General features: G+C 60.3%; 15 protein-coding genes and 1 tRNA gene. 2 read left to right on the top strand and 14 right to left on the bottom strand.

The genetic code is table 11. The annotated features are described in order from the left end of the window. Positions 1 to 87 precede the first annotated feature (87 nt). From BMZ40_RS08275 to BMZ40_RS08305, 7 genes are all read right to left on the bottom strand, one after another. Complete coding sequence (locus tag BMZ40_RS08275) at positions 88 to 645, bottom strand: 4Fe-4S dicluster domain-containing protein (protein WP_092373961.1); 558 nt, start codon at positions 643 to 645, stop codon at positions 88 to 90. 12 nt (positions 646 to 657) lie between these two features. Further along, the gene (locus BMZ40_RS08280) at positions 658 to 2787 is read right to left on the bottom strand and encodes a molybdopterin-containing oxidoreductase family protein (protein WP_092373963.1); all 2130 of its coding nucleotides are present in this window, start codon (positions 2785 to 2787) and stop codon (positions 658 to 660) included. Next, a complete protein-coding gene (locus BMZ40_RS08285) occupies positions 2777 to 3622 on the bottom strand; it encodes an HPP family protein (RefSeq protein ID WP_092373965.1) in 846 nt (281 codons plus the stop codon). Before BMZ40_RS08285 ends, BMZ40_RS08280 begins: the two co-directional genes overlap by 11 nt. 298 nt (positions 3623 to 3920) lie before the next feature. Next, a complete protein-coding gene (locus BMZ40_RS08290) occupies positions 3921 to 4253 on the bottom strand; it encodes a PilZ domain-containing protein (RefSeq protein ID WP_092373967.1) in 333 nt (110 codons plus the stop codon). Between the two features lie 84 nt (positions 4254 to 4337). Further along, entirely contained in the window at positions 4338 to 5234 is an 897-nt protein-coding gene (gene uvsE, locus BMZ40_RS08295) for a UV DNA damage repair endonuclease UvsE (protein WP_092373969.1), read from the bottom strand. A 24-nt stretch (positions 5235 to 5258) separates the two neighbouring features. Continuing rightward, positions 5259 to 6530: a Y-family DNA polymerase gene (locus BMZ40_RS08300; protein WP_092373971.1), complete on the bottom strand. Its 1272-nt coding sequence runs from the start codon at positions 6528 to 6530 to the stop codon at positions 5259 to 5261. Next, positions 6531 to 6992 (bottom strand): LexA family protein, encoded by a 462-nt coding sequence (locus BMZ40_RS08305; protein ID WP_092373973.1) that lies wholly within the window; start codon positions 6990 to 6992, stop codon positions 6531 to 6533. It abuts the gene before it with no gap. Positions 6993 to 7106: 114 nt separating this feature from the next. Here BMZ40_RS08305 and BMZ40_RS08310 point away from each other — a divergent pair, with 114 nt between their 5' ends. Further along, positions 7107 to 9005, top strand: coding sequence for a molybdopterin-dependent oxidoreductase (locus tag BMZ40_RS08310; RefSeq protein ID WP_177193081.1), 1899 nt, complete (start codon positions 7107 to 7109; stop codon positions 9003 to 9005). Here the strand turns inward: BMZ40_RS08310 and BMZ40_RS08315 are convergent. From BMZ40_RS08315 to BMZ40_RS08330, 4 genes are all read right to left on the bottom strand, one after another. Beyond that, positions 8999 to 9268 carry a hypothetical protein gene (locus BMZ40_RS08315; RefSeq protein ID WP_092373977.1) on the bottom strand — a complete coding sequence of 90 codons (270 nt, stop codon included), beginning with the start codon at positions 9266 to 9268 and terminating at the stop codon, positions 8999 to 9001. The genes BMZ40_RS08310 and BMZ40_RS08315 overlap by 7 nt on opposite strands. Before the next feature lie 194 nt (positions 9269 to 9462). Beyond that, positions 9463 to 11742, bottom strand: coding sequence for a hybrid sensor histidine kinase/response regulator (locus tag BMZ40_RS08320; protein ID WP_143075576.1), 2280 nt, complete (start codon positions 11740 to 11742; stop codon positions 9463 to 9465). Next, positions 11732 to 12730 carry an ABC transporter substrate-binding protein gene (locus tag BMZ40_RS08325; protein ID WP_177193082.1) on the bottom strand — a complete coding sequence of 333 codons (999 nt, stop codon included), beginning with the start codon at positions 12728 to 12730 and terminating at the stop codon, positions 11732 to 11734. Before BMZ40_RS08325 ends, BMZ40_RS08320 begins: the two co-directional genes overlap by 11 nt. A 104-nt stretch (positions 12731 to 12834) precedes the next feature. Beyond that, positions 12835 to 15759, bottom strand: coding sequence for a PAS domain S-box protein (locus BMZ40_RS08330; RefSeq protein WP_092373983.1), 2925 nt, complete (start codon positions 15757 to 15759; stop codon positions 12835 to 12837). A 500-nt stretch (positions 15760 to 16259) separates the two neighbouring features. Here BMZ40_RS08330 and yjjJ point away from each other — a divergent pair, with 500 nt between their 5' ends. Next, positions 16260 to 17579: a type II toxin-antitoxin system HipA family toxin YjjJ gene (yjjJ, locus tag BMZ40_RS08335; RefSeq protein ID WP_092373985.1), complete on the top strand. Its 1320-nt coding sequence runs from the start codon at positions 16260 to 16262 to the stop codon at positions 17577 to 17579. A 323-nt stretch (positions 17580 to 17902) separates the two neighbouring features. Here yjjJ and BMZ40_RS08340 read toward each other — a convergent pair. From BMZ40_RS08340 to zwf, 3 genes are all read right to left on the bottom strand, one after another. Further along, positions 17903 to 17978, bottom strand: a tRNA-Ala gene (locus BMZ40_RS08340). Between the two features lie 72 nt (positions 17979 to 18050). Beyond that, positions 18051 to 19136 carry an aminotransferase class IV gene (locus tag BMZ40_RS08345; RefSeq protein ID WP_092373987.1) on the bottom strand — a complete coding sequence of 362 codons (1086 nt, stop codon included), beginning with the start codon at positions 19134 to 19136 and terminating at the stop codon, positions 18051 to 18053. A gap of 86 nt (positions 19137 to 19222) precedes the next feature. Then, complete coding sequence (gene zwf, locus BMZ40_RS08350; protein ID WP_092373989.1) at positions 19223 to 20695, bottom strand: glucose-6-phosphate dehydrogenase; 1473 nt, start codon at positions 20693 to 20695, stop codon at positions 19223 to 19225. Between the last annotated feature and the right edge of the window lie 40 nt (positions 20696 to 20735).

Genomic DNA, 20735 nt, shown 5'->3' on the forward strand with positions numbered 1-20735 from the left:
ACCACTTCACTTCCTGATCGCGCAATGCATGAACGGGCCGCACCCACCTGTGTGCGACCCGTTCATGTATCGTTTTCAAGCCGTTTTCTATCCGGGCGTGCGGAAGTAGATCATGGACTGGGCGCTCATCTTCTTCACGATCTCCTTGCCCTCGGCCTCCAGTTCCATCTTCAGGATCTCCTTTTCTCCGAAACGGATGGCGTCGGTCAGGCAGACCTCCGCGCAGACCGGCTTTTCGCCCATGTGCACCCGGTCCCAGCACAGGTCGCACTTGTGGGCCTTGTTTCTGGCCGCGTCGAACTGGATGACCCCGTACGGGCAGGCCTCGATGCAGGCGCGGCTGCCGGTGCATTTGTCGGCCAGGATGCGCACGATGCCGGTCTGCTCATCCTTGACGATGGCTTCGGCCTTGCAGGCCTTGATGCACGCGGCGTTTTTGCAGTGCTGGCAGGGCATGACCCAAGACCGGATGGCTATCTCGGGATAGGTTCCCTGCCGATCGCTCTCGACGCGCAGATAATAGGGCATCATGCCGGGCACGGCCGAAGCGTGATCGACCAGGCCGTGGTAGTTGCGGCAGGCCGCCACGCAGGTCTTGCAACCGATGCAGCGGTCCAGATCAATGGCGAGACTGAGTTGTTTCATGGCTTGCCTCCTTCATCGTTCCACGGTGACGCGGGTGGACACGTGCGATTCCCCGCCGACAAGGTCCTGCCAGTCGAGCGTCATGCCCGAATCAGGAATGAGGACGTTGTCGCTGACTCCTTCGCCAAGCACCGCCACCCGGCCGACGGTGGCGCCGAAGCCGTGGTGCAGACCCAGGCAATCGGGGCGGATGCGTTCGGTGCACTTGGCCCGGACTTTGATCCGGCCGGTGCGGGAGCGCAGGGTGACTACAGCCCCGTCCTCGATGCCGAGCTTCTTGGCGGTAGCCGTGTTGATGAGCAGCGGATTTTCCATCAGTCCGCCGACAGGGTCGCGCAGCTGCGGATTGTTGTGGGTCCACTGGCCCGAGCCCTGGTGGAAGATGGTCCGGTAGGAGATCAGGATGAAGGGGAATTCTCCTGTGTCGGCCTTGTATTCAGGGGCCAGACCCACGCGTGGCAAGGCCTGGTGCACGTCCTCCAGATCCTCCCAATAGAGATGGACCTTCTTGCTCGGTGTGCCGAAGCCGTCGCGCTCATATTTCCGGAAGCCGATGGTCCCGGGCGACCAGAGACCGCCCATGGCCTGTAGCTTGTCCACCGACAGGCCAAGGCCCTCCAGCTGAATGTCGTAGTATTCCAGGTCGTCCTTGAAAGCGAAGTATTCCGGGCACAGACGTTTGCCGAGTTCGATGAAGACCTCGTTGGAATGCCTGCATTCGCCGGGCGCGTCGACCACCGGCTGACGCAGGGCAATGCCGTGGCCGAAGTTGTACCACCAGGGCATGTACAGGAGTTCCCAGCGCTCGAAGTAGCTTTTGTCCGGGAGCACATAGTCGGCGTATCTGGTCGTTTCGGAGAGCATGATTTCGTAGCTGACCAGCATCTCAAGCTGATACTGGCCCTTGGCGTCGAGCATGGTCACGGCCTTGCGCCATTCCTCCTGCCCCATTTCGGTCAGGGCCGGGTTGCATTCGGCCGTGACCAGCACCTTTAGGTCACCGTTCTTGATGGCCTGGGCCTCGTACCAGGTCGGTTCCATGATGAACGAGTATTTGCCAAACTTGTCCTTGTCCGGGCCGGTGCGGTGCCACCCCATGTCCCCAAGGCTCGGGCCGGCGGGTGCAGGCAGGACCGGGGAGAGCGGTGTCACGTCGGGCAGGGGCTGGCCGCCGGGGTTGTCGATGTTGCCGGTCACGGCCAGGAAGTTGGTCCAGGCGTGCCCGAAATCCAGGGCCTGGCCGAGCATGATGCCCTTGAAGCTGTCCACGCCCACGGACGGGGCCGAGGCACACATTTCGGCCAGTTTGACGATGTCCTTGGCCGGAACGTCGCAGATTTCGCTCATGGCCTCGGGAGTCTTGTCCGCGAGGTAGTCCCTGAATTTGTCGAAATCACCCTCGCGAATCCAGTTTTCCACGAACGTTTTGTCGTAAAGCCCGTTCATGACGATGTGATGGGTCATGCCGATGAACAGGGCCGTGTCTCCGGAAGGCCTGATGGGAATCCACCAGTCGGCCTTGGCCGCGTCGGCCGTGAAGATGGGGTCGACGACCACGAGGATGGCCCCGCGATCCCTGGCGTTCAGGATGTCGCGAGGTACTGCGGCGTCATCGAGGCAACCCATGGCGTGGCGGCCGGCGAGAATGATGACCCCGCCCTTGGGCACGGAGGCGAAGTTCGGGGGAATGTGGTGGTTGGGCACGCCGCCCATGGTCTTGATGCAGGCCACGATCTTGGCCGAGTCGCAGTGGGGCAGGGCGGTGTTGATGAAGCCTCCGTAGGCATCCAGGAAGCGCCACTTCGGGTCTGTTATGGAGTGGGGAAAAAAGCTGGCCGTGAGCTTGTGCGCTTCGCCCCGGTCGCGCAGCTCCATGAGCTTTCTGGTGATGGCATGCAACGCCTCTTCCCAGGAGCAGGGTTCGAACTTGCCCTCGCCGCGCTTGCCGACCCGCTTCAAGGGGCGGGTCAGGCGGTCGGGGCTGTACTCCAGCGAGACTCCGGCCATGCCCTTGACGCAGGCCTTGCCCCTGGCCCTGGGGTTGCCCCGAATTTCCCTGAGCACGCCGTCCTCCACCCTGGCCAGGATGGCGCACTCGGCCTTGCACTGATAACACACGGTGGGAATCCATTTACTGTTCATGTTTTTCCTCCTTCGTGTTTGGCCCGGTAATCGGATCGGGCCTGTCCGTTGTCGGCGTCGTGGTGAGCGTGCACGTGTCTTTCACCTCCGTGACCAGCACCCGCGCGCCAAAGAAATGGTGCAGGGAAAGAATGGCAAGTCCTGCCGCCATGATCCAGAGTCCGGCAAGATACGTGGTCATGCTCCAAGGCTTGGCGCACATGCAGAGCGTGGCCAGGAGGCAGATCCCGACCCCCGCGATGTCGGGTTTGTCCATGCGCAGGTTGAACCAGGAACGCCCGCAGCCTTCGTCCGGGGCCGGGCACTCGAACCAGACGCGGTTCCAGATCACGGTGAAAAGTACGGCCAGGACCGCGCCCCAGGCCATGTGCAGGGGCAGGAGCAGGTTGGAGGCGGGCAGGGGCAGGATGGCCGGTATGGCTGCGGTCGCGGCGGCCGGCGGATGGTCGGCGTCGAGAATCTGCATGAGCACGGCCGAGAGGGATACGGCCAGACCGAGCTTGACGGGGATGGCAAGGCTCGTGCCGCCAAACATCGCCTCCCCCGCCGCGACGCCCAGCAGTCCGCCCACGGTGGAGATGAAATGGCCCACGATGACAGACTTGGGCCGCGCCACCCTCAGGTAGGTGCAGGTCGCGCCTATGAAGCAGGTCGCGGCCAGGGGCGGATAGAGCACTCCGACGCCCGTGGCGTCGCGGATCAGGGCAATGAGCGCCAGAAAAAGGCCTGCTCCCGTCGATCCCCACAGAATTCGCGACAGGGAGATGACGCCGGGGCGATACAGGTCGCGCCGGAATTCCCGCCTGTTCGGCAATACCAGCCGGATTTCGATCATGGCAGTCTCCATCGATTTGTCGAGGACGTATATCCATGGCCATACGATGATTATTCGCCGGACGTAAAGGAGGCGCAAAAAATTTCGAAAAAGTGGAGTTCGGGCGGGATTTCAGCGAGTTCGAGGTCTTTTTGGGTACAGTGAAGGCAGGCGGATCAAGAAAGCCGCCCCGTATGGTCATGGGCGGCTTTGGTTCTCGTGCGAGGTTTCGAATCGGATTGGTGCGGGCTAAGCAGTATGACAGGCCGAAACTCGGTCTTTTGAAATTTCGTCCTTCACGATCAGGAACAGGAATGTTTCATGCCGCCTTGTGGGCTCTCCTGCGGGCCGAGGCTTGCGCCATTTCCAGGCCCACTCCGTACCTGCTCGAATACAAGCCGTCCTGGGGCGCGCACCAGCGGACCATGCCCACGCAGTAGGTTTCGCCGATTCGCCGTGCGGTTTCGTCCCCGGGGCGGAAGAGGATTTTCACAGGTTCTCCCTTGGTCAGCGGATGATCCATTTCGATCATGAGGCCGGTGTCGCTGTAGTTGACGACGCGGGACTCGAACGGGCCTTTGGCCGACGCGTACAGTTCGACTCGGCAACGTTCCAGGCTGGCCTTGCGCAGTGATCTTCTTTTGTTGATCATGACAATTCCTCCCAAAAAAATCTGGAAAACGTCTTACAGTTAAGTCAGGCTCCGGGCCTTGTCCATATACCCATGACAAAAGAATCATATCCGTCCGTTCATGGCCTGCATGATTCTGACCACGGCCAGCTCCTTGGCTTTGGCCTCGACGTCCACAGTCATGGTCCGGCCCAGCCAGCATCGGGGAAAGTCGGCCTCGTCGATGTAGTCCGAGTGGGGTTTGGGATTGCCCTGCCAGCCTTCGCGCGGAGAGGATATGTGGACGTAGGGTTCCCGGCCGCGCCAGGTCGCCGCCGCGAGATCGGTGGCTTCGCATTCGTCCAGGCCGTCGGGGTTGCAGCGGTGGTGATGCACGTCATGGATCAGCGGCAGCCCCAGCTCCATGCACATGGGCAAAAGGTCGGTCACGGTGTAGCTCGCGTCGTCGTTCTCTACGGAGAGTCGCGTGGCCACATTTTCGGGCAGTCGCTTGAACACTTCGGCGAAGCGGGCCAGGGCGGCGGGCTTGTCGCCGTAGGTGCCGCCGCCGTGGATGTTGATGACGTCCGCCCCGACCAGTTCGGCCAGAAAGGCGTGATATTCCAGTTCGCGCACGGAGTTCTCGACCACGTGGGCATGGGGGGAGGACAGGACCACGAACTGGTCCGGATGAAAGCTCAGGCGGATGTCGTGCTCCTCCGAGAACGCCCTGGTGGCGGACAGACGGGCGGAGATTGTTTCGGCCTGGGGCAGATCCTCAAGCCTGTAGCCCACCTCGGGGTGGGTCATGCGCGGGAACAGTGGCGACATGATGCGAAATGCCCCAATGCCAAGCCGTTGCGCCGTCTGCACGGCCAGGAGCAGGTTGTCCGCGTTGTGCAGGCAGATGTCCGAGACCTTGTCCAGGGCATTCTTGCGCTCCATGGCGGACAGAACCTTGGCGGTGGTTGTGCGGAAGGAAATTCTCTCGGCCAGGAAAAGGCAACACAGTCCAAAACGCATGGCGGTCCTTGCGGGGAAAAAGGGTTATCTGACCAGTGGCAGCTCGGCCCAGGACGTGGTGTAGCAGGGGGAACGCCGCTCCTGGCGCATGTGCCAGCTCTTTTTGCCCAGGCCCGAGGCGGCCAGGGTCAGGGAGCCCCGGCCGTGGACGGTGTTGATCCGGTCCATGACCCGCATGAGGGCGTCGCGGCGGGTTTTTTCCTCGCCGTGAGGCTCCAGGAAGGAGAGCTGACGGTTGCCCGCCGGGGAAAGGTCCAGGAGGATCACTCCCGTCTTCTGGTATTTGTAACCCGGCTTGTGGATGTCGCGCAGAATTTCCAGCGCCGGGCCATGCAGGTCGAGGGTGTTGGCCGTGGGCGCGGGCAGGGCGCGGCATCGGCTGGCCGTGTGCTGGGGCTCCGGCTGGAAGCGGTTGGTTTCAAGAAAGACCTGCACGGCCCCGGCCACAAGGCCCTTGCGGCGCAGTTTCTCCGCAGCCCGTTGCACGTAGGCCGAGACCGCTTCCTCCAGACTCGCCAGACTTTCGATGCGCGTGCCGAAAGAGCGCGAGCAGACCAGTGATCTGGCCGGGGGCGGGGTGTCCTCCAGGGCGATGCACGGAATCTGGCGCAGTTCCAGCGCGGTGCGCAGGCCGGTCACGGTCAGTTGACGGCGGATCCAGTCGTCGGCCTGACCTTTCAGGTCGAGGGCCGTGTGTACTCCGTGATCGCGAAGGCGGTGCGCGCTTTTGCGGCCGATGCCCCAGATGTCGCCCGCAGCCAGACCGCCAAGGACCGTGTCGATATCCGCCTCGTCCTCCAGCAATCGCACGCCGTCACCATCTTGCTTTTTGGCCAGCCGGTTGGCGATTTTGGCCAGGGTCTTGGTCCGGGCCAGGCCGACGCAGACGGGGATGCCGGTCCATTCCCGCACCGTGCGGCGGATCTCGCGGGCCGTGTCCAGCAGGGAAGGGGTGCCAAGGCCCCGCAGCAGCAGGAAGCATTCGTCGATGGAATAGACTTCCGTCTCGTCGGCAAAACGAGCCAGAGTCTGCATGACCCGCGCGGACATGTCGCCGTAGAGGGCGTAGTTGGACGAGAAGACGTGCACGCCGTTGCGGGTGAAAAACGTCTCCCGCTTGTAGGCCGGTTCGCCCATGACGATGCCCAGGGCCTTGGCCTCGTGGGAGCGGGCGATGACGCAGCCGTCGTTGTTGGAGAGCACGACCACGGGCTTCCCTTCCAGTCGGGGGGCGAAGACCCGCTCGCAGGATACGTAGAAGTTGTTGCAGTCGACCATGAGGTAGAAGTCGCGCATCTAGAGCTTCCGGACCACGCCCGAGACCACGCCCCAAACGTGCAGTTCCTGTTCCTCGGTCACGGCGATGGGCTTGTAGCGGGGGTTTTCCGGGGCGAGCATGGTCCGGCCGTCTTTCATGACCAGACGCTTGACCGTCAGTTCCCCGTCCAGCACCGCGACCACGATTCTGCCGTGGGCGGGCTGCTCGGAGCGGTCTACGACCAGGACATCGCCGTCGGTTATGCCCGCTCCGGTCATGGAGTCTCCACTGACCTTGACCATGAATGTGGCGGCGGGGTTACGGATCAGATATGTGTTCAGGTCGAGGGCTGTTTCAATATAATCGTCGGCCGGGGACGGAAATCCGGCCGAAATGCGATCCAGATAGAGGGGCGTGCCCTGGCTTGGCTCAGCGACGGCGCGGCCCAGGACTTCGAGTCGGCCCGGGTCCAGGGGACGGGGATTGGGGAGGTTTGACATGCATGAACCATTGCCTCCCGTCTTGGCTTCCGTCAACGCCGGGGTTAGTACTGTCACCGATAAATAAAAACACGAATGGGGAATCCATGCCTAGCTGGGCCCCTGGGAGAATACATGATTATCACCGCATGCACCCTCGATTGCCCTGACGCCTGTTCCCTGCTGGCCGAAAACGGGGAAAATGGCCTGCGTCTGCGCGGCAATCCGGATCACCCCTTCACGCAGGGTTTTGTCTGTCCCAAGCTCGATGTGCATCGCAGGCGTCTGGCCAGCCCGCATCGCCTGCGCTCTCCCCGGCTCAAGGTCGGCGGACGCTGGCAGGACATTGGCTGGGATGAGGCCCTTGGATTGTGCGCCGAGAAAATCGCCTTGTACCGGGACGAGCCCCGCTCCATTCTGCATGTGCGCGGTTCGGGCAACCGGGGCGTGGTCAAGGCGCTCTCGAATCTCTTTTTTCGCAAGCTGGGAGCCTCCGGTCTGCATGGGTCGTTGTGCGACGAGGCCGGGATAGAGGCCTGCATGAAGGATTTCGGCTGCCTGCGCACCAACGATGTCCCCGACATCCTGAATACGTCAGCGCTCATCAACTGGGGCCGCGATCTGGCCCGGGGCTCCGTGCACATGGCGGCCATGGTCCGCGCCCTGCGCAAGAAGGGCGTGCCCGTGGTGACCATCGCGCCGGGAGAGGATACGGCGCAGGGTTTTACGGATCATTTCGTGCGCGTAAGGCCCGGAACGGACCGCTTCCTGGCCGCGGCCGTGCTGCGCGAGGTGCTGCTCCGCAAGGGGATCGCGCCGGAGGTGGCGGCCGGCTGCCATGATCCGGCGGGCTTTGAAGGCCTGCTGGCCGAAGCTGGGCCAAGGCTTTTGGAATGGTGCGGGGCGCGACCCGAGGATGTGGCGCTGCTGGCGGATCATTACGCCGGGCCTGCGCCCGTGGCGACACTTCTGGGCTGGGGGCTGCAACGTTATCGTTTCGGCGGCCAGAACGTGCGCTTCATCAACGCGCTGGCCATGCTCTCCGGGCAGGTGGGCAGAAGCGGCGGCGGGGCTTATTTTGGGCTGAGTTCCATGGCCAATCTCGCTCTGCCCTGGAAGGCGGAGACGGCCTATGGCCGGACCCTGCTCATGCCCGATCTGGCCCGGGAGCTCCGCCGCGCCGACCCGCCCGTGCGCATGGCCTGGGTGGAATGCATCAATCCGGCCAACCAGTTCCCGGAAGCCGAAGAGGTGGCCCGGGCCCTCGATGGGCTCGATTTCGTCGTGGTGGCCGACGCTTTCATGACCGACACGGCCGAGGTCGCGGACCTGATCCTGCCTGTTGCGCTCATGCTCGAACAGGAGGATATCGTCGGCTCCTTTTTGCATGAATATGTGCAGTGGAGCGGCAAGGCCGTTGAGCCGCCGGAGGGTGTGCGTACGGATTATGGGATCCTGTCCGAGCTGGGCGCAAGGCTTTTCCCTCCCGTAATCCTGCCCGAGCCCGAGGAAGCCTTGCGCCAGGCGCTCGATTCCCCATCCCTTGAGACCAGCCTGGAAGAACTGCGCCGCACGGGATACGTCCGCTCAACCCATCCGGCCGTGGCCTTTGAGGATCTGCGTTTCGGGCACGAGGACGGCCTCTACCGCCTGCCTCCGCGTCTGGACCCGCCGGTGGCGGCGCCGCAAGAGTACTCGTTGCAGCTTCTGACGCTGATCAACCGTCGCTTTGTCCATTCCCAGATTCCGCCCGACGACCAGGACGAAAGCCCGGAGGTGACGGTGCATCCACGCACCCTGGAGCGCCTTGGCGTCACGCCCGGGGCGGGTTGGCTGGTCACGGAACTGGGGCGGCTTGAAGTGCTGTTCGCGGCGGACGAGTCCATGCATCCGGACTGCGTGGTCTACCGGCGTGGGCCGTGGGGCAAACTGGGCGGAGGGGTGAACCGCATCATCGGGTTCGTGGAGACGGACATGGGAGGGGCTGGTGCGTACTATGAACAGCGCTGCCGCCTGGAGCAGCGGGATCAGTAGCGGCCGTTTTTGACCGTGGTCACGTAGAGATCATAATCGGGATCGTTTTCGACGTTGACGCCCGGGTAGGACGGTTCGCTCCATTCGAAGCGATCATTCCTCCAGACAACGAGGGTGCGCCGCGCCTTGAATGCCGCATCCACATAGACCACTTCCAGGGTGTCTCGCGTGTCGTAGGCGGAGGCGTCGCAGACGATGCCGACCTTGGTGAAGGGCTGGCCGTGAATGGTGACGGGATGGCCGGTTCTGATTTTGGGCCGCATGGACTGCTTTACCTGGCTGAAGTTTTGTCGGGAAGCCTTTGTGGCTGGTACTTTTTGCGAAATATCGCGCTTTCATTATTCTGCAAAGAGAAAATATCAGTTGCGTTTAGCTGCGGGCAATTGATGTTCGGTTCACGATGCCGGTGCGTGAAATCTCGGTATATATCGGTTTTCGGGCGTGCGGGGCCGACCGGTTAAAGTGATTTCTTGCCGCACACGTGTGCGATGACTTTGGTCAGATCCTTGATGGATATGGGTTTGGCCAGATACTCGTCGAATCCGTCCTGCAGATATTTTTCCCTGTCCCCTTGAAGGGCATGGGCCGTGAGCGCTATGACGGGCAGGTTATGTCCGAATCTGTCTCGGATATGGCGAGTGGCCAGGCTCCCGTCCATGACCGGCATCTGGATGTCCATGAGCACGCAGTCCACAGTGGCCGTTTCCAGATGATCAAGGGCTTCCTGGCCGTTGGTGGCGCAGATGACCCGGTGTCCGAGTTTTTCCAGGGATTTTTGCAGAAAGAGCCGATTGATCGGGTTGTCTTCGGCAACCAGCACGGTCAGTCCTTGCACAAGGGATTCGCCATTCTGCGTTGGATCCTGCGCCGATTCTTCGGGTAGCGCCTGCTCGACCGGGATGCTGAAGAAAAAGGTGGTTCCGGCCCCTTCCGTGCTTTGCACCGCGATGGAGCCGCCCATGGCCTCGATGAGCTGCTTGACGATGGCCAGGCCCAGCCCTGTGCCCTGATATGTCCTGGTCGGAAATCGCGCCGCCTGGGTGAAGCGCTCGAAGATGCTGTCCAGCTTGCTTTCGGGGATGCCGCATCCGGTGTCCGATATTTCAAAATCAAGCACCATGCCGCCGCTGCTTTCCTTGGGAGTCACCCCTGTCAGTCGTAATTCTATTTTTCCGTTTTCGGTGAATTTGACCGCGTTGCCCACCAGGTTGAAAAATATTTGGCGGATTCTGTTTTCATCGCCGAGCACTGTTTCGGGTAGTGCCTCGGTAAGGACAAGCGACAGGGTGACGCCTTTTTCCCGCAGGCCGCTATTGAAGAAGGCGACGGTGCTCTCCAGCATGCTTCCGGGGTTGAATGGGGTGTTTTGCAGATCGATTTTCCCGGCTTCGACCTTGGAGAAATCGAGGATGTCGTTGATGATGTGCAGCAGGTTCTGGCCGGACTGGCGGATCAGGGCCAGGTATTCCTGCACGCTCGGGCTCCGGGGATTGCCCAGAGCCAGTTCGGCCAGGCCCATGATCCCGGTCAGGGGCGTGCGGATTTCGTGGCTCATGTGCGCAAGGAAAAGGCTTTTGGCCTCGTTGGCCTCATCGGCCTTGCGTCTGGCGGATTGCAGTTCCAGAAGAGTCTGCTTGCGGATGTGCGCGACCAGGGTCAGGGAAATGATGATGACGAGCAAGGCGATGACGATGCTGCCGAAGATCAGGAAAAGCCGCTTGTTGGCCTCGAAGATGCTCAAGGGGCGATGCGTGACGATAGATCCTTCAGGCAAGGCCTTTTCATCCAGGTTGAAACGGTTCAGCTCCCGGTAGTCGAAGAAGAAGCGGTTGGCCACTTCCCGGACTACGGGCAGGTCCGAAGGCGCGGTTCCGTCCAGGATTCGTAGGGCCATCCGGGCCGCGATTCTACCGTGCTCGGCTCCGTTGACCAGTTTGCCGCCGACGATGCCGTGCCCCAGGAAAAAATCCCAGAATCCGTAGATGGGGCTTTGCGTATTGGCCCTGATCAAGGCCGCGCTGGGTCCGAAATCAAGCATGCGGCCATCCAGGCCGGCAATGGCGTTGGCCAGGAAGACAAGTGTTTTCGGGCTCAGGGTCGCGACCTTTTCCAGCAGGACGGGAGTGGGGATGTCCTGCCAGAAGTGGAAGCGCAAGCGCCCGGCATAGGAGGGCATGAGATGCAGAAACTGGCTGCGGTTCGATCTGTCCGTGCTGGACAGGGAGCCTCCGATGATGACCACGTTGCGCGTGTCGGGGTGCAGGGCCAGGGCTGCGTCAAGGGTTTCGCGCACGGAGATTATTTCCGATACGCCGGTGATGCCCTCCGCGCCGCCGAGTATTTCCGGCTGGAAGTTGTTCACGCCGCAGAAGATTATGGGCACGCCTGCAAAGAGCTCTTCGCGGTTTTGCAGCACGAAACCGAAAGCCGCGTCGTCGGAGACGATCACCGCATCCACGGCGTGGCCTCGCACGTGGGTGGCGATCAACTCCGATTGCATCTGGAGCATGTGCTCCTTTGGATAGCGTTTGGCGTCCAGGTATTCGGTGCTGAGCGTCCAGGGCTTCCCGGAGCTGGTCAGGGTTTCGACGATGCCTTGGTGTAAGTCGTCGGTCCAGCTCAGTCCCGGATTGTAGGAGTGAATGACCAGAATGTCGGGGGCGCTTTGGCCTCGCGCGCAGGGAACGCTCAGGGTCAGCAGCATCACGGTCAGCATGTACAAGGCTTTATTCCACAAGTGCTGCAGCCTCCTGAAGGAGATCCTCGGGGATGTCGATGCGTAGTTTTCTGGCCACTTTCAGATTGAACATGGTCAGACCTTGCGTTGTGCTGACAATGGGAATGTCCCCGGCGCGTTCGCCGTCCAGGATGCGCAGGGCCATGCCTGCGGCCAGGGTTCCGTGTTCGAATCCGGTCTGGATGACTCCGCAGAGGGCCCCGTCGGCGACCGTGTAGTCGAAAAAACCCACGGACGGCAGCCCCGCGTGTTCCCGGGTCCAGTGCATGACCTCGGGGCCCGGCACTATTCGGCCTTCGGCATCGGTCAGGCCGTGGCAGGTCGTGATGGCGAGGGCGTCGTGGGTTGAACCGCTGGCGTCAATCAGTTCCCGCCATTTTTCATAGGTGTCGACAATGATCCATTCGGCTTCGATGTCTGCCGGGGTCGAGGCGCGCATCGATCCAACCGCCGCCAGGCTTGAGGATCTTGAGTCAAGGAGTACCGCCACTCTGCGCACGTCCGGACACAGGCGGCGCAGCAACTTCAGGCTTTCACTCCAGGCGAGTTTCTCGACGACTCCCGTGACGTTGAACGCGGGATAGCCGTAGCGCGCCGGGTCCTGGTTGACTCCGCAGAAGACCAGTGCCGGGGCCGAACTGTCGCCTGCGAACCGCGCCGCGAAATACTGCTGCGCATCGTCGTCGCTGGCGATGACCACGTCCGGTCTGAAGCTGCGCATCATCTCGGCCGCTTTTTGTCCCGCAGCGGTGAGGCTTTCCTCGTCGCGGTTGATGTTGGCGTCCATGAACACGGTGCGCAGTTCGATCCGGCGCCTTGAGAGCATCCGCTCCAGGGCGTCGTGGATGTCGGCGGTCCAAGCGAAATTGCGGTCATAGCTGTGCACGATCAGGATCTTCCCGCCGGGAGCGTCAGCGGCCTTGCCGGGGCGGGAAGAGATCAGCGTGATGAGTGACAGCATGATGATGGACGAGATTATGCGGCGCATAATTTTTCCTGTCACACTATGTCGTGTGCCGCAATACGCGCGGGGATTAGTAAGCGGGATCATGGTTTTCCTGACAACGGCCCGGAGGGCGGAAAGCGAAGGGCTCAGGGGCCGGTCTTCGTCTTGATCGGTTTCTTCGCGCCCTCCCGAAGCAGCATCTGGGAAATGGCGTGCATCAGGTCCTTGATGTCCACAGGTTTGGCCACATAGGCGTTCATGCCCGCGTCGAGGAATTTTTCCCGGTCCCCGTCCATGGCATAGGAGGTCATGGCGATGATGGGAATGTTTTTCACCTGATCGCCGACCAGGCCCAGGCGGATGGACCGCGTTGCCTCGACACCGTCCATGACCGGCATCTGTACGTCCATGAGCACAAGATCGAAGGGCTCGTTCGCGAGGGCCTCAAGAGCCTGCTTCCCGTTCTGCACATGCTTGACCGTGGCTCCGAAAGCGCCAAGGAGCTTGACGCCGAGGATGCCGCTGAAATGATCGTCTTCGGCCATGAGCACGCTCAAGCCGTCCAGGGCGGGGGCAAAAAAGGATTCTCGCGCCGGGACGGACTCGGCTTTTTCTGCTCCCATGGCGAAGGTGACGCTGAAATACATGGTCGTGCCCACCGCAAGTTCGCTGATAACAGAGATGTTGCCGCCCATGAAGGACACGAGGCGCTTGCAGATGGACAGGCCAAGACCCGCGCCCTGATAGCTGCGGGTGAACCCTTCCGTGACCTGGGAGAAGGGCTGGAAAAGGCTGCCCAGTTTGTCGTCGGGGATGCCGATGCCGGAGTCGGCCACGGAGAAGAGCACCCGGCATTGTCCGTCATGCAGCGCAGGCAGAAGAGAGGCTTCGACGGTTACGCTGCCGGCCGGGGTGAATTTGAGGGAGTTGCCGACCATGTTGCCAAGGACCTGCTGCAGGCGTGTCGCGTCTCCCAGAAGTTGGCGGGGGATGGACTGATCGATCCGGAAGCGAAGGGCCAGCCCTTTTTCCCTGGCCGTGGGAGAGAAGAGGTCCCCGGTCTGGCGCAGCACTTCGGACAGTTCCAGGGGAGCACTCTGGATGCTGAGCTTGCCTGCCTCGATGCGTGAGAGATCAAGGATGTCGGTCAGGAGCCGCACCAGCCGGTTGCAGGAATGAATCGCGGTGTCCGTGTAGTCTTCCTGGATGGGGTCGAGCTTGGTGAGTTGCAGGAGCTGGAGCATGCCCATGACGCCGTTTAAGGGCGTGCGGATCTCGTGGCTCATGTTGGCCAGAAATTCGGACTTGGCGCAGTTGGCGGCCTCGGCCAGATCCCGGGCCCGCAGGATTTCCTCTTCGGCCCGCTTGCGGTCGCTCAAGTCCATGGCGATTTCGATGCGCACGAGGCGTCCGTCGGTCCAGGGGATGACCTGGTCGAAGTTCCTGTACCATTTGCCGGTCACGGGGTTGAAGCATTCCCAGGCGATGACTCCTTGGGTGCGGCCGTGTTCGTCCAGCAGCCTGCCGTTCGTGCAGTGGCCGCAGGGCGTGGATTCGTGGTTGAACGCTTCGTGGCAGAGCTCGCCTGTGCAGTCGCGCCCGAAGCTGTCCTTTATGTACTGGTTCATGAACAGGATGCGGTAGCTGGTCAGGTCGGCCACGTAGACGTCCACGGGCAGGCTGTCGAGGATGGTCATGAGCGTCCGGTTGCTGCTCGCCAGTTCCTCCTGAGCCTGTCTGCGGGCGATGGCCGCGCCCAGACTGGCCGAGACGATGTTCAGGACATGTTCCTCGATGGGCGTCCAGGGGCGCGGTGCGCGAACCGAATCGAAGCCGAGAAATCCCCACAACGTTCCGTGCAGCTGGATGGGGACCACCAGGATGCTGATGATGCCCTGCGGTTCGAGAATTTGCTTCTCGTCGGCCGGAAAGTCGCGGACCAGCCCCCTGATGGAGCGACCGGCGCGCATCTCCGCCAGCCAGCGTGGCGTCAGGTCGTTCATGGGCAGATTCTGGAGGTTCGGATTGTCGATCTGGGTCGGGATTCCGGGCCGTGCCCATTCGTAGAGCTGACTGGTCAGCACTGTGTCTGATTCGGTCCGGGGCTGGTTCTTGAATACGTACACACGGTCCGTGTCCGTGCCCTGACCCAGACGCGCCAGGACCCTGGGCATGGATTGTTCCAGATCGGGCTCAAGGAGAAGCTCAAGAGAGGTCACGGCCGCAAGCTCCAGGGCCTTTTCGCGCAAGAGCGAGTTTTTTTCCGCGAGCTTGCGCGGCGTGATGTCGACGATCAGTCCTTCGAGGGTCCCGATCCCGCCGTTTTGACCCTGCACGGGAATGCCCACTTCCCAGACCCATTTGGGCTGCCCGTCGGCGGTCATGATCTCGAATTCGAGCTGGACCGGAGCGAGCTTTTGGATGCCTTCCGTCCATTTTTTCCGGACATCGTGGCGGTATTCAGGGAGAATGAGGTCGGTGAACGAGAGACGCTTGCTGTGCAGCAGCTCCTCGGCGCTGTAGCCGGTCAGCCCGAGACAGCCGTCCGAGACGTACTCCATGTCCAGTTCCGCGTCGTTGCGGCGGCGGAAGGCCATGCCGGGGAGGCTGCCGACGAGCATGGAGGTGTTCTTTTCCCTGGCCTCAAGCTCCGCTTCCATGCGCTTACGGTCGGTGATGTCGGTGGTGAAGCTTTGCGTGTGCGAGATCCGGCCTTCGGCATCGCGCAGGATTCCGGTCTTTCCGGACACCCAGATGATGGTTCCGTCCTTGCGCGCAACCCGGAATTCCCGGGCATTGTCATTCTGCGGCCCATCCGCGATTTTTGAATGCTCTTCCGTCGTGGCGGCATGAAGCCGGACCGCGATGTCCGGGTCGGAGGCGATCAGGTCTTCAGGGGAGTCATAGCCGAGCATTCTCGCCAGTGCCGGATTGGCGCTGAGAAGTTTGCCGCCCGGCGTGGCCGTCGAGAAGCCGATGGGCGCGTTCATCAGGATGTCATGCAACGCATTTTCCCGGCTCGGGTATTCCTGGTCGTGGCGATTTTCCGTCGATGACAGGTGAGTGGGCATTCGCGACTCGCAAGGTTAGGGTGAGATGGCCGCCTGACAACCAGTTTTCATGAGCGATACTGGAATCTTGCCTTGAAAACTGTTTCAAGACCCATGCCGGAGGGGCATTCTTTTTTATTGTGTTTCATCATTTTCACGAAATATCAATCGATCGCCGATTTTTTCAGTGAAAACAATGAACAACGGTCTGGATGAACAGCCGAGGTAACGAAAGGAATGGCTCAAGAATCGGCAAGACGCGTCCTGTTAGGACCAAGGGCGCTAGCGATACGGCAGGCAACGCCGGATTCGGCAGATGACAAACAACAGCCTTGGCAACCGGGCTTATAGTTTCGACTTGATTGACAAGATGTTTTACAGATCTTAATATTCTATTCAAATATCATTCAAATTCATATTCTATTTTCTACTTAAGTTGTTGATTTTTAAAATATATTAACAGTAAGTTATGTCAAATTTGCTAGTCAAAATTAAGTCAAAAGTGCTTTGTTGGAGGGTGTATGCCGTTATCGTTAGTTGAATTTCTTGAGCAGGGAGCGGTCTCGTCTAGGGAGATTCAGGCTGCAACGGGATTGTCACAGGCTGCTGTCTCAAGACAGCTAAGAAAGATGGAACGCAGTGTCGTAACAATTCGAAGCGGCAGAACTCCAAAGTATGTTATGACAAGAACCGCTTTTGGCGGTAGCGATAGGCTGCCGCTGGCAATGGTTGATCCTCATGGAAATACTGTGATTGTAGCGCACATTAGGCCGCTTGTGACAGGGGGATTTTATGTCGAGCAATCAGCTGGCGCCTCTCAATTGCTATTAGGTTTAAGTAGAGATGGAATGAATGATGACCTTCCATATTATTTGCAAGATATAGGGCCTCAAGGATTTCTTGGAAGGCAAATTGCTAAAGAAATGCACGCTCAATTTCAAGAGTTTCCGCCTGATCCCAAGTGGTGGACGACAGATCATGTAGGAAGGTATCTAGTTTCAAACGGTGAGGATTTGCCAGGAAACTTTAAGTTTGGCGAACAAGCTTTATTGCGTGTTCGTCGTAAACCTGAGGCCGTTGATGACTTTGAGTATCCGCGTATTGCTGATAAAGTGATGGAAGGTGAAGTTCCCGAATCCTCTGCAGGTGGTGAACAACCTAAATTTACGACATTTAGCAAAAAGAGCAGATCGCATGTTATTGTAAAATTTTCATCTCCTGATGATAATTCAATATCGCGCAGGTGGAGAGACGTGCTCATTACAGAATATCATGCAGTAGAGGCGTTGCATCGGAAAAATTTTCCGGCAGCAGAAACGAGACTGTTTGAGGTGAATAATCGGTTTTTTTTAGAATCTCAGAGGTTTGATCGTTCTGGTGAGTATGGTAGAATGTCAATGATTTCCCTTGCCTCTATTGACGCTGAATTTGTTGGACAGGGATCTAGCTGGCCTTTGGTATTGAATAAATTGATGGAGATAGGTTTAGTTGCCAAAGAGCATGTGTTTGATGCTGAGTTTATATGGTGCTTTGGGAAGCTAATCAATAATACTGATATGCATTTAGGAAATTTAAGTTTTTCAATTGATGGAGATGTGTTTAGGCTTTTGCCAGTATACGATATGTGTTCTATGGGTTTTGCACCAAAAAGTGGTGGTGAATTGCAGCCATACACATTTGTTCCTAAGCATCCAAAAAGGATAAACCTCTCTGATGAATTGTATAAAATGGTTGTAGATACGGCAATAGATTTTTGGAACAGAGTCGCTAGTGATGATAGAATATCAGACGAGCTGAAAGACTATCTAGCAAAGGGGAATCCTGTAGAGTTGATGAGGTAGGGATGCTTTTATTCCTTGTCATGAAAATGGATTTGGTTTGAATGTTGAACGCTATGGCAGCCCGGGAAACCGGGTTTTTTTGCGCTTGGTGCGCCTGGCAGGAGTTTCTACAAACCATCCTGGCCAGCCTTTTTTCCTTCATAATTCCGCGCGCTCGCTTACACGAAAGGCGCAGGGTTTTTCAGGCCGAGGAGTGCAGAAAAAAAAGAAATTTTCGACGAACAAGTGGTGCAAAGCTGATCCCCGTGCGGGGAATGGTGCGGGGAAGGATATTTTGGAAAAGAAAAAGGGTCTGGATTGTTACATCCAAACCCTTGATTTCTTGGTGGAGATGAGGAGGATCGAACTCCTGGCCTCTGCATTGCGAACGCAGCGCTCTCCCAGCTGAGCTACATCCCCTGACGTGGGAAGCCTGATATGGGGTCCGGGGCCTGTTGTCAACAGGGCTGGCGGACTTGGCTCTGAAATGTCCTAAATCAGGTAGCTTTGGAGGACCATTCCCTGTGGCACCGGGGCCTTGTCCTGGTAGATGTCCCAGTATGTCTGCCGGGCGCGGCCCAAGGCCAGGTACAGGGGGTGATCGGTCTGGGCGCGCATTTGGGCGCAGGGCGCGTTGTTTTCATCGACCATGACCAGCCGCTGGGCGCGGTTCAGGATGCCCGCCGTGCCGATGGAGGCGATGGCCGCGATCTCTCCGGCTTCGGCCCGGGCCATGAGTTCGCCGTAGGTCATGTCGCGCTCATCGACCGTAATCCCGGATTCGCGCAGGATGGCGCAGATGCCCTGGATGGTGACCGAGGGCAGGATGAGCGGGCTTTCGGGGATCTTGACCACGGAACCGCCGGTCAGCGCGATGAGGCAGCATGAGGAGTCCCACTCCGTGACGCGGCGGTCGCGCAGGGGCAGGTCCAGCCGGTCGTCCAGAAACAGGGCCGAAGAGGCCTCGGGCAGGATGGTTCGGGCTTCGTCCACGGCCTTGACGCTCAGGAGGTAATTTACCCCGAGTTTCAGGTTGCCCGTGCCGTTGGCGCCAACGGCACGCACCAGTCCCGGCACGACCACGCCGCTGAAGGGTTCGCCCATGTAGCGGTCGTAGGTGCAGGTGACCATGCGGATGGACGGGCTTTCTGGAAAGGTCACGCCGATGGACTGGGACTCGTCCACGGTGAACGGGCGCAGATAGCCCTGCCCGCCGGATTCGCCCATGTAATGGATGAACTCGGCCAGTTCCGGGCTGCGCAGGTAGTGCAGAATCATGGCTTCCAGTTCATCTTCCGAGGGCACGAGAGCCTGCTGGGCCGCGCCCAGGTTGAAGGAGATGGAGCGGCGGAAACGTTGCAGGTTCTTGTGCAGGTTCAGAAACTGGACATGCAGGCTGCCGTCCTCGGCCGGGCCGATGAAGTAGCGGATGCCCTCGAAGGCCAGGCAGAGTCCGTAATGTATGGAGCGGGACACCGCCGGGACCTTGTCCGCCATGGGGACCATGGCGAGGGACTTGCCCTGGAGCAGGTAACGTGACTGAAAATCAGCCCATTTGGTGCCTTCAAAACCGGCCATGGGTCCTCCCGTGGGATGGTGAATGGTTTATTGTTGAACGCGCGGCGACTTGTGCCCAGGAACTTGCGCCAGGCCTGGTCCGGTCATTATCCGGCCCTTTGCGCGGCCTTGGGGCCGGGGCCGCCCGCGACGTAGGTATGCAGGGGCAGCTCGCTGTCCGGGCAGTCGCAGCGGTCCAGGATGGGGGTCAGAAAGCCCCAGCAAAGCTCCACGGCGTCCTGCCGCCAGAAAAGGGTCTGGTCGCCGGTGATGCAATCCAGCAGCACCTTGGCGTAATCGTCCAGACGGCCAAGACCCGAGCCCGCGCCGTAGGAGAACTCCATTGACTGACCCTGCAGGCAGAGCTGCGAGCCCTGGCCCTTGGTCTGCACCTCCAGTCGGACCACTTCATCTGGATGGATGCCGATGACCAGGCGGTTTGGGGGGATGACTTCATCCCTGGACTTGCGAAACATGGAGACGGGCACGCTCTTGAACTGCACCGTGATCTCGGTGTGCTTGGCCTCAAGCCGTTTGCCCGAGCAGAGATGGAACGGCACGCCCTGCCAGCGCCAGTTGTCCAGATAGACCTTGAGCCAGGCAAAGGTCGGAGTGATCGAATCGGGCCGCACGCCCGGTTCCTGCAAGTATCCCGGCACGGCCTCGCCGCCCGACATGCCCGGTCCGTACTGGCCCAGGATCAGCTGTTCATCCAGTCGCTCCAGATCGAGCGGGCGCAGGGCCCGGAAGACCTTGGAGCGCTCGTCGCGGACCAGTTCGGCCTCGAATATGGACGGCGGCTCCATGGCGCACAGCGACAGGAGCATCATCATGTGGTTCTGGAACATGTCCCTGAGCACCCCGGCCTGATCGTAGAAACCGGCGCGGTGGCCGATGCCGAGGGTTTCGGCGGCGGTGATGCGGATGTGGTCGATGTAGCGGCGGTTCCAGACCGGCTCGAAGAGGGCGTTGGCGAAGCGCAGCAGCAGGACGTTCTGCACGGTCTCCTTGGCCATGTAGTGATCGATGCGGAAGATCTGGCGCTCCTTGAAGTAGCGGTGCAGCACCGTATCCAGCTCCCTGGCCGTGGCCAGATCGCGGCCGAAGGGTTTTTCCACGACGATGCGCACGCTCGTGTCCTCGCTCTCCCGGCCAAGGCCCGCCTCGCCGAGCATGGTGGCCAGGGGAATGTAGGCGCTGGGGGGCACGGCCAGGTAGAAGAGTCGATTTTTCGGCGTCTCGCGGTCAAGGTCGCCAAGGGCCATGCTCAGGGTGTAACCCGATTCGGGCTCGTCGGGGTCCAGGCGCAGGTAGCGGATCCGGGGCACGAGGTCGGCCAGACAGGACGGGGGAATGGCCTGGGCGAGTTTTTCGCCGAGCAGGTTCGAGTACTCGTCCGCGCTCAAATCCGTGCGTCCCACGGCCAGGATGCGCGTGTCGTGGCTGAGCAGCCCGTTCTGGCAGAGGGAGGCCAGGGCCGGGAAGATCTTGCGCATGGCCAGGTCTCCGGTGGCGCCGAAGATGACCAGATTGACCGGAGCGGCCTGGGACGCGGTGGGGCAGGAAGATGTGGCGGTCATGGTGCTCCCGGGACGGTGAGAAGGTTTGCAGCAATCAGAA

Origin of the sequence: Desulfomicrobium apsheronum (assembly GCF_900114115.1) — a bacterium.
Taxonomy (GTDB): Bacteria; Desulfobacterota; Desulfovibrionia; order Desulfovibrionales; family Desulfomicrobiaceae; genus Desulfomicrobium; species Desulfomicrobium apsheronum.

What these genes read in the sequence shown, in the direction of transcription:
- BMZ40_RS08275 (WP_092373961.1), bottom strand. Translation starts at nt 645, where the DNA reads ATGAAACAACTCAGTCTCGCCATTGATCTGGACCGCTGCATCGGTTGC.
- BMZ40_RS08280 (WP_092373963.1), bottom strand. Translation starts at nt 2,787, where the DNA reads ATGAACAGTAAATGGATTCCCACCGTGTGTTATCAGTGCAAGGCCGAG.
- BMZ40_RS08285 (WP_092373965.1), bottom strand. Translation starts at nt 3,622, where the DNA reads ATGATCGAAATCCGGCTGGTATTGCCGAACAGGCGGGAATTCCGGCGC.
- BMZ40_RS08290 (WP_092373967.1), bottom strand. Translation starts at nt 4,253, where the DNA reads ATGATCAACAAAAGAAGATCACTGCGCAAGGCCAGCCTGGAACGTTGC.
- uvsE (WP_092373969.1), bottom strand. Translation starts at nt 5,234, where the DNA reads ATGCGTTTTGGACTGTGTTGCCTTTTCCTGGCCGAGAGAATTTCCTTC.
- BMZ40_RS08300 (WP_092373971.1), bottom strand. Translation starts at nt 6,530, where the DNA reads ATGCGCGACTTCTACCTCATGGTCGACTGCAACAACTTCTACGTATCC.
- BMZ40_RS08305 (WP_092373973.1), bottom strand. Translation starts at nt 6,992, where the DNA reads ATGTCAAACCTCCCCAATCCCCGTCCCCTGGACCCGGGCCGACTCGAA.
- BMZ40_RS08310 (WP_177193081.1), top strand. Translation starts at nt 7,107, where the DNA reads ATGATTATCACCGCATGCACCCTCGATTGCCCTGACGCCTGTTCCCTG.
- BMZ40_RS08315 (WP_092373977.1), bottom strand. Translation starts at nt 9,268, where the DNA reads ATGCGGCCCAAAATCAGAACCGGCCATCCCGTCACCATTCACGGCCAG.
- BMZ40_RS08325 (WP_177193082.1), bottom strand. Translation starts at nt 12,730, where the DNA reads ATGCGCCGCATAATCTCGTCCATCATCATGCTGTCACTCATCACGCTG.
- BMZ40_RS08330 (WP_092373983.1), bottom strand. Translation starts at nt 15,759, where the DNA reads ATGCCCACTCACCTGTCATCGACGGAAAATCGCCACGACCAGGAATAC.
- yjjJ (WP_092373985.1), top strand. Translation starts at nt 16,260, where the DNA reads ATGCCGTTATCGTTAGTTGAATTTCTTGAGCAGGGAGCGGTCTCGTCT.
- BMZ40_RS08345 (WP_092373987.1), bottom strand. Translation starts at nt 19,136, where the DNA reads ATGGCCGGTTTTGAAGGCACCAAATGGGCTGATTTTCAGTCACGTTAC.
- zwf (WP_092373989.1), bottom strand. Translation starts at nt 20,695, where the DNA reads ATGACCGCCACATCTTCCTGCCCCACCGCGTCCCAGGCCGCTCCGGTC.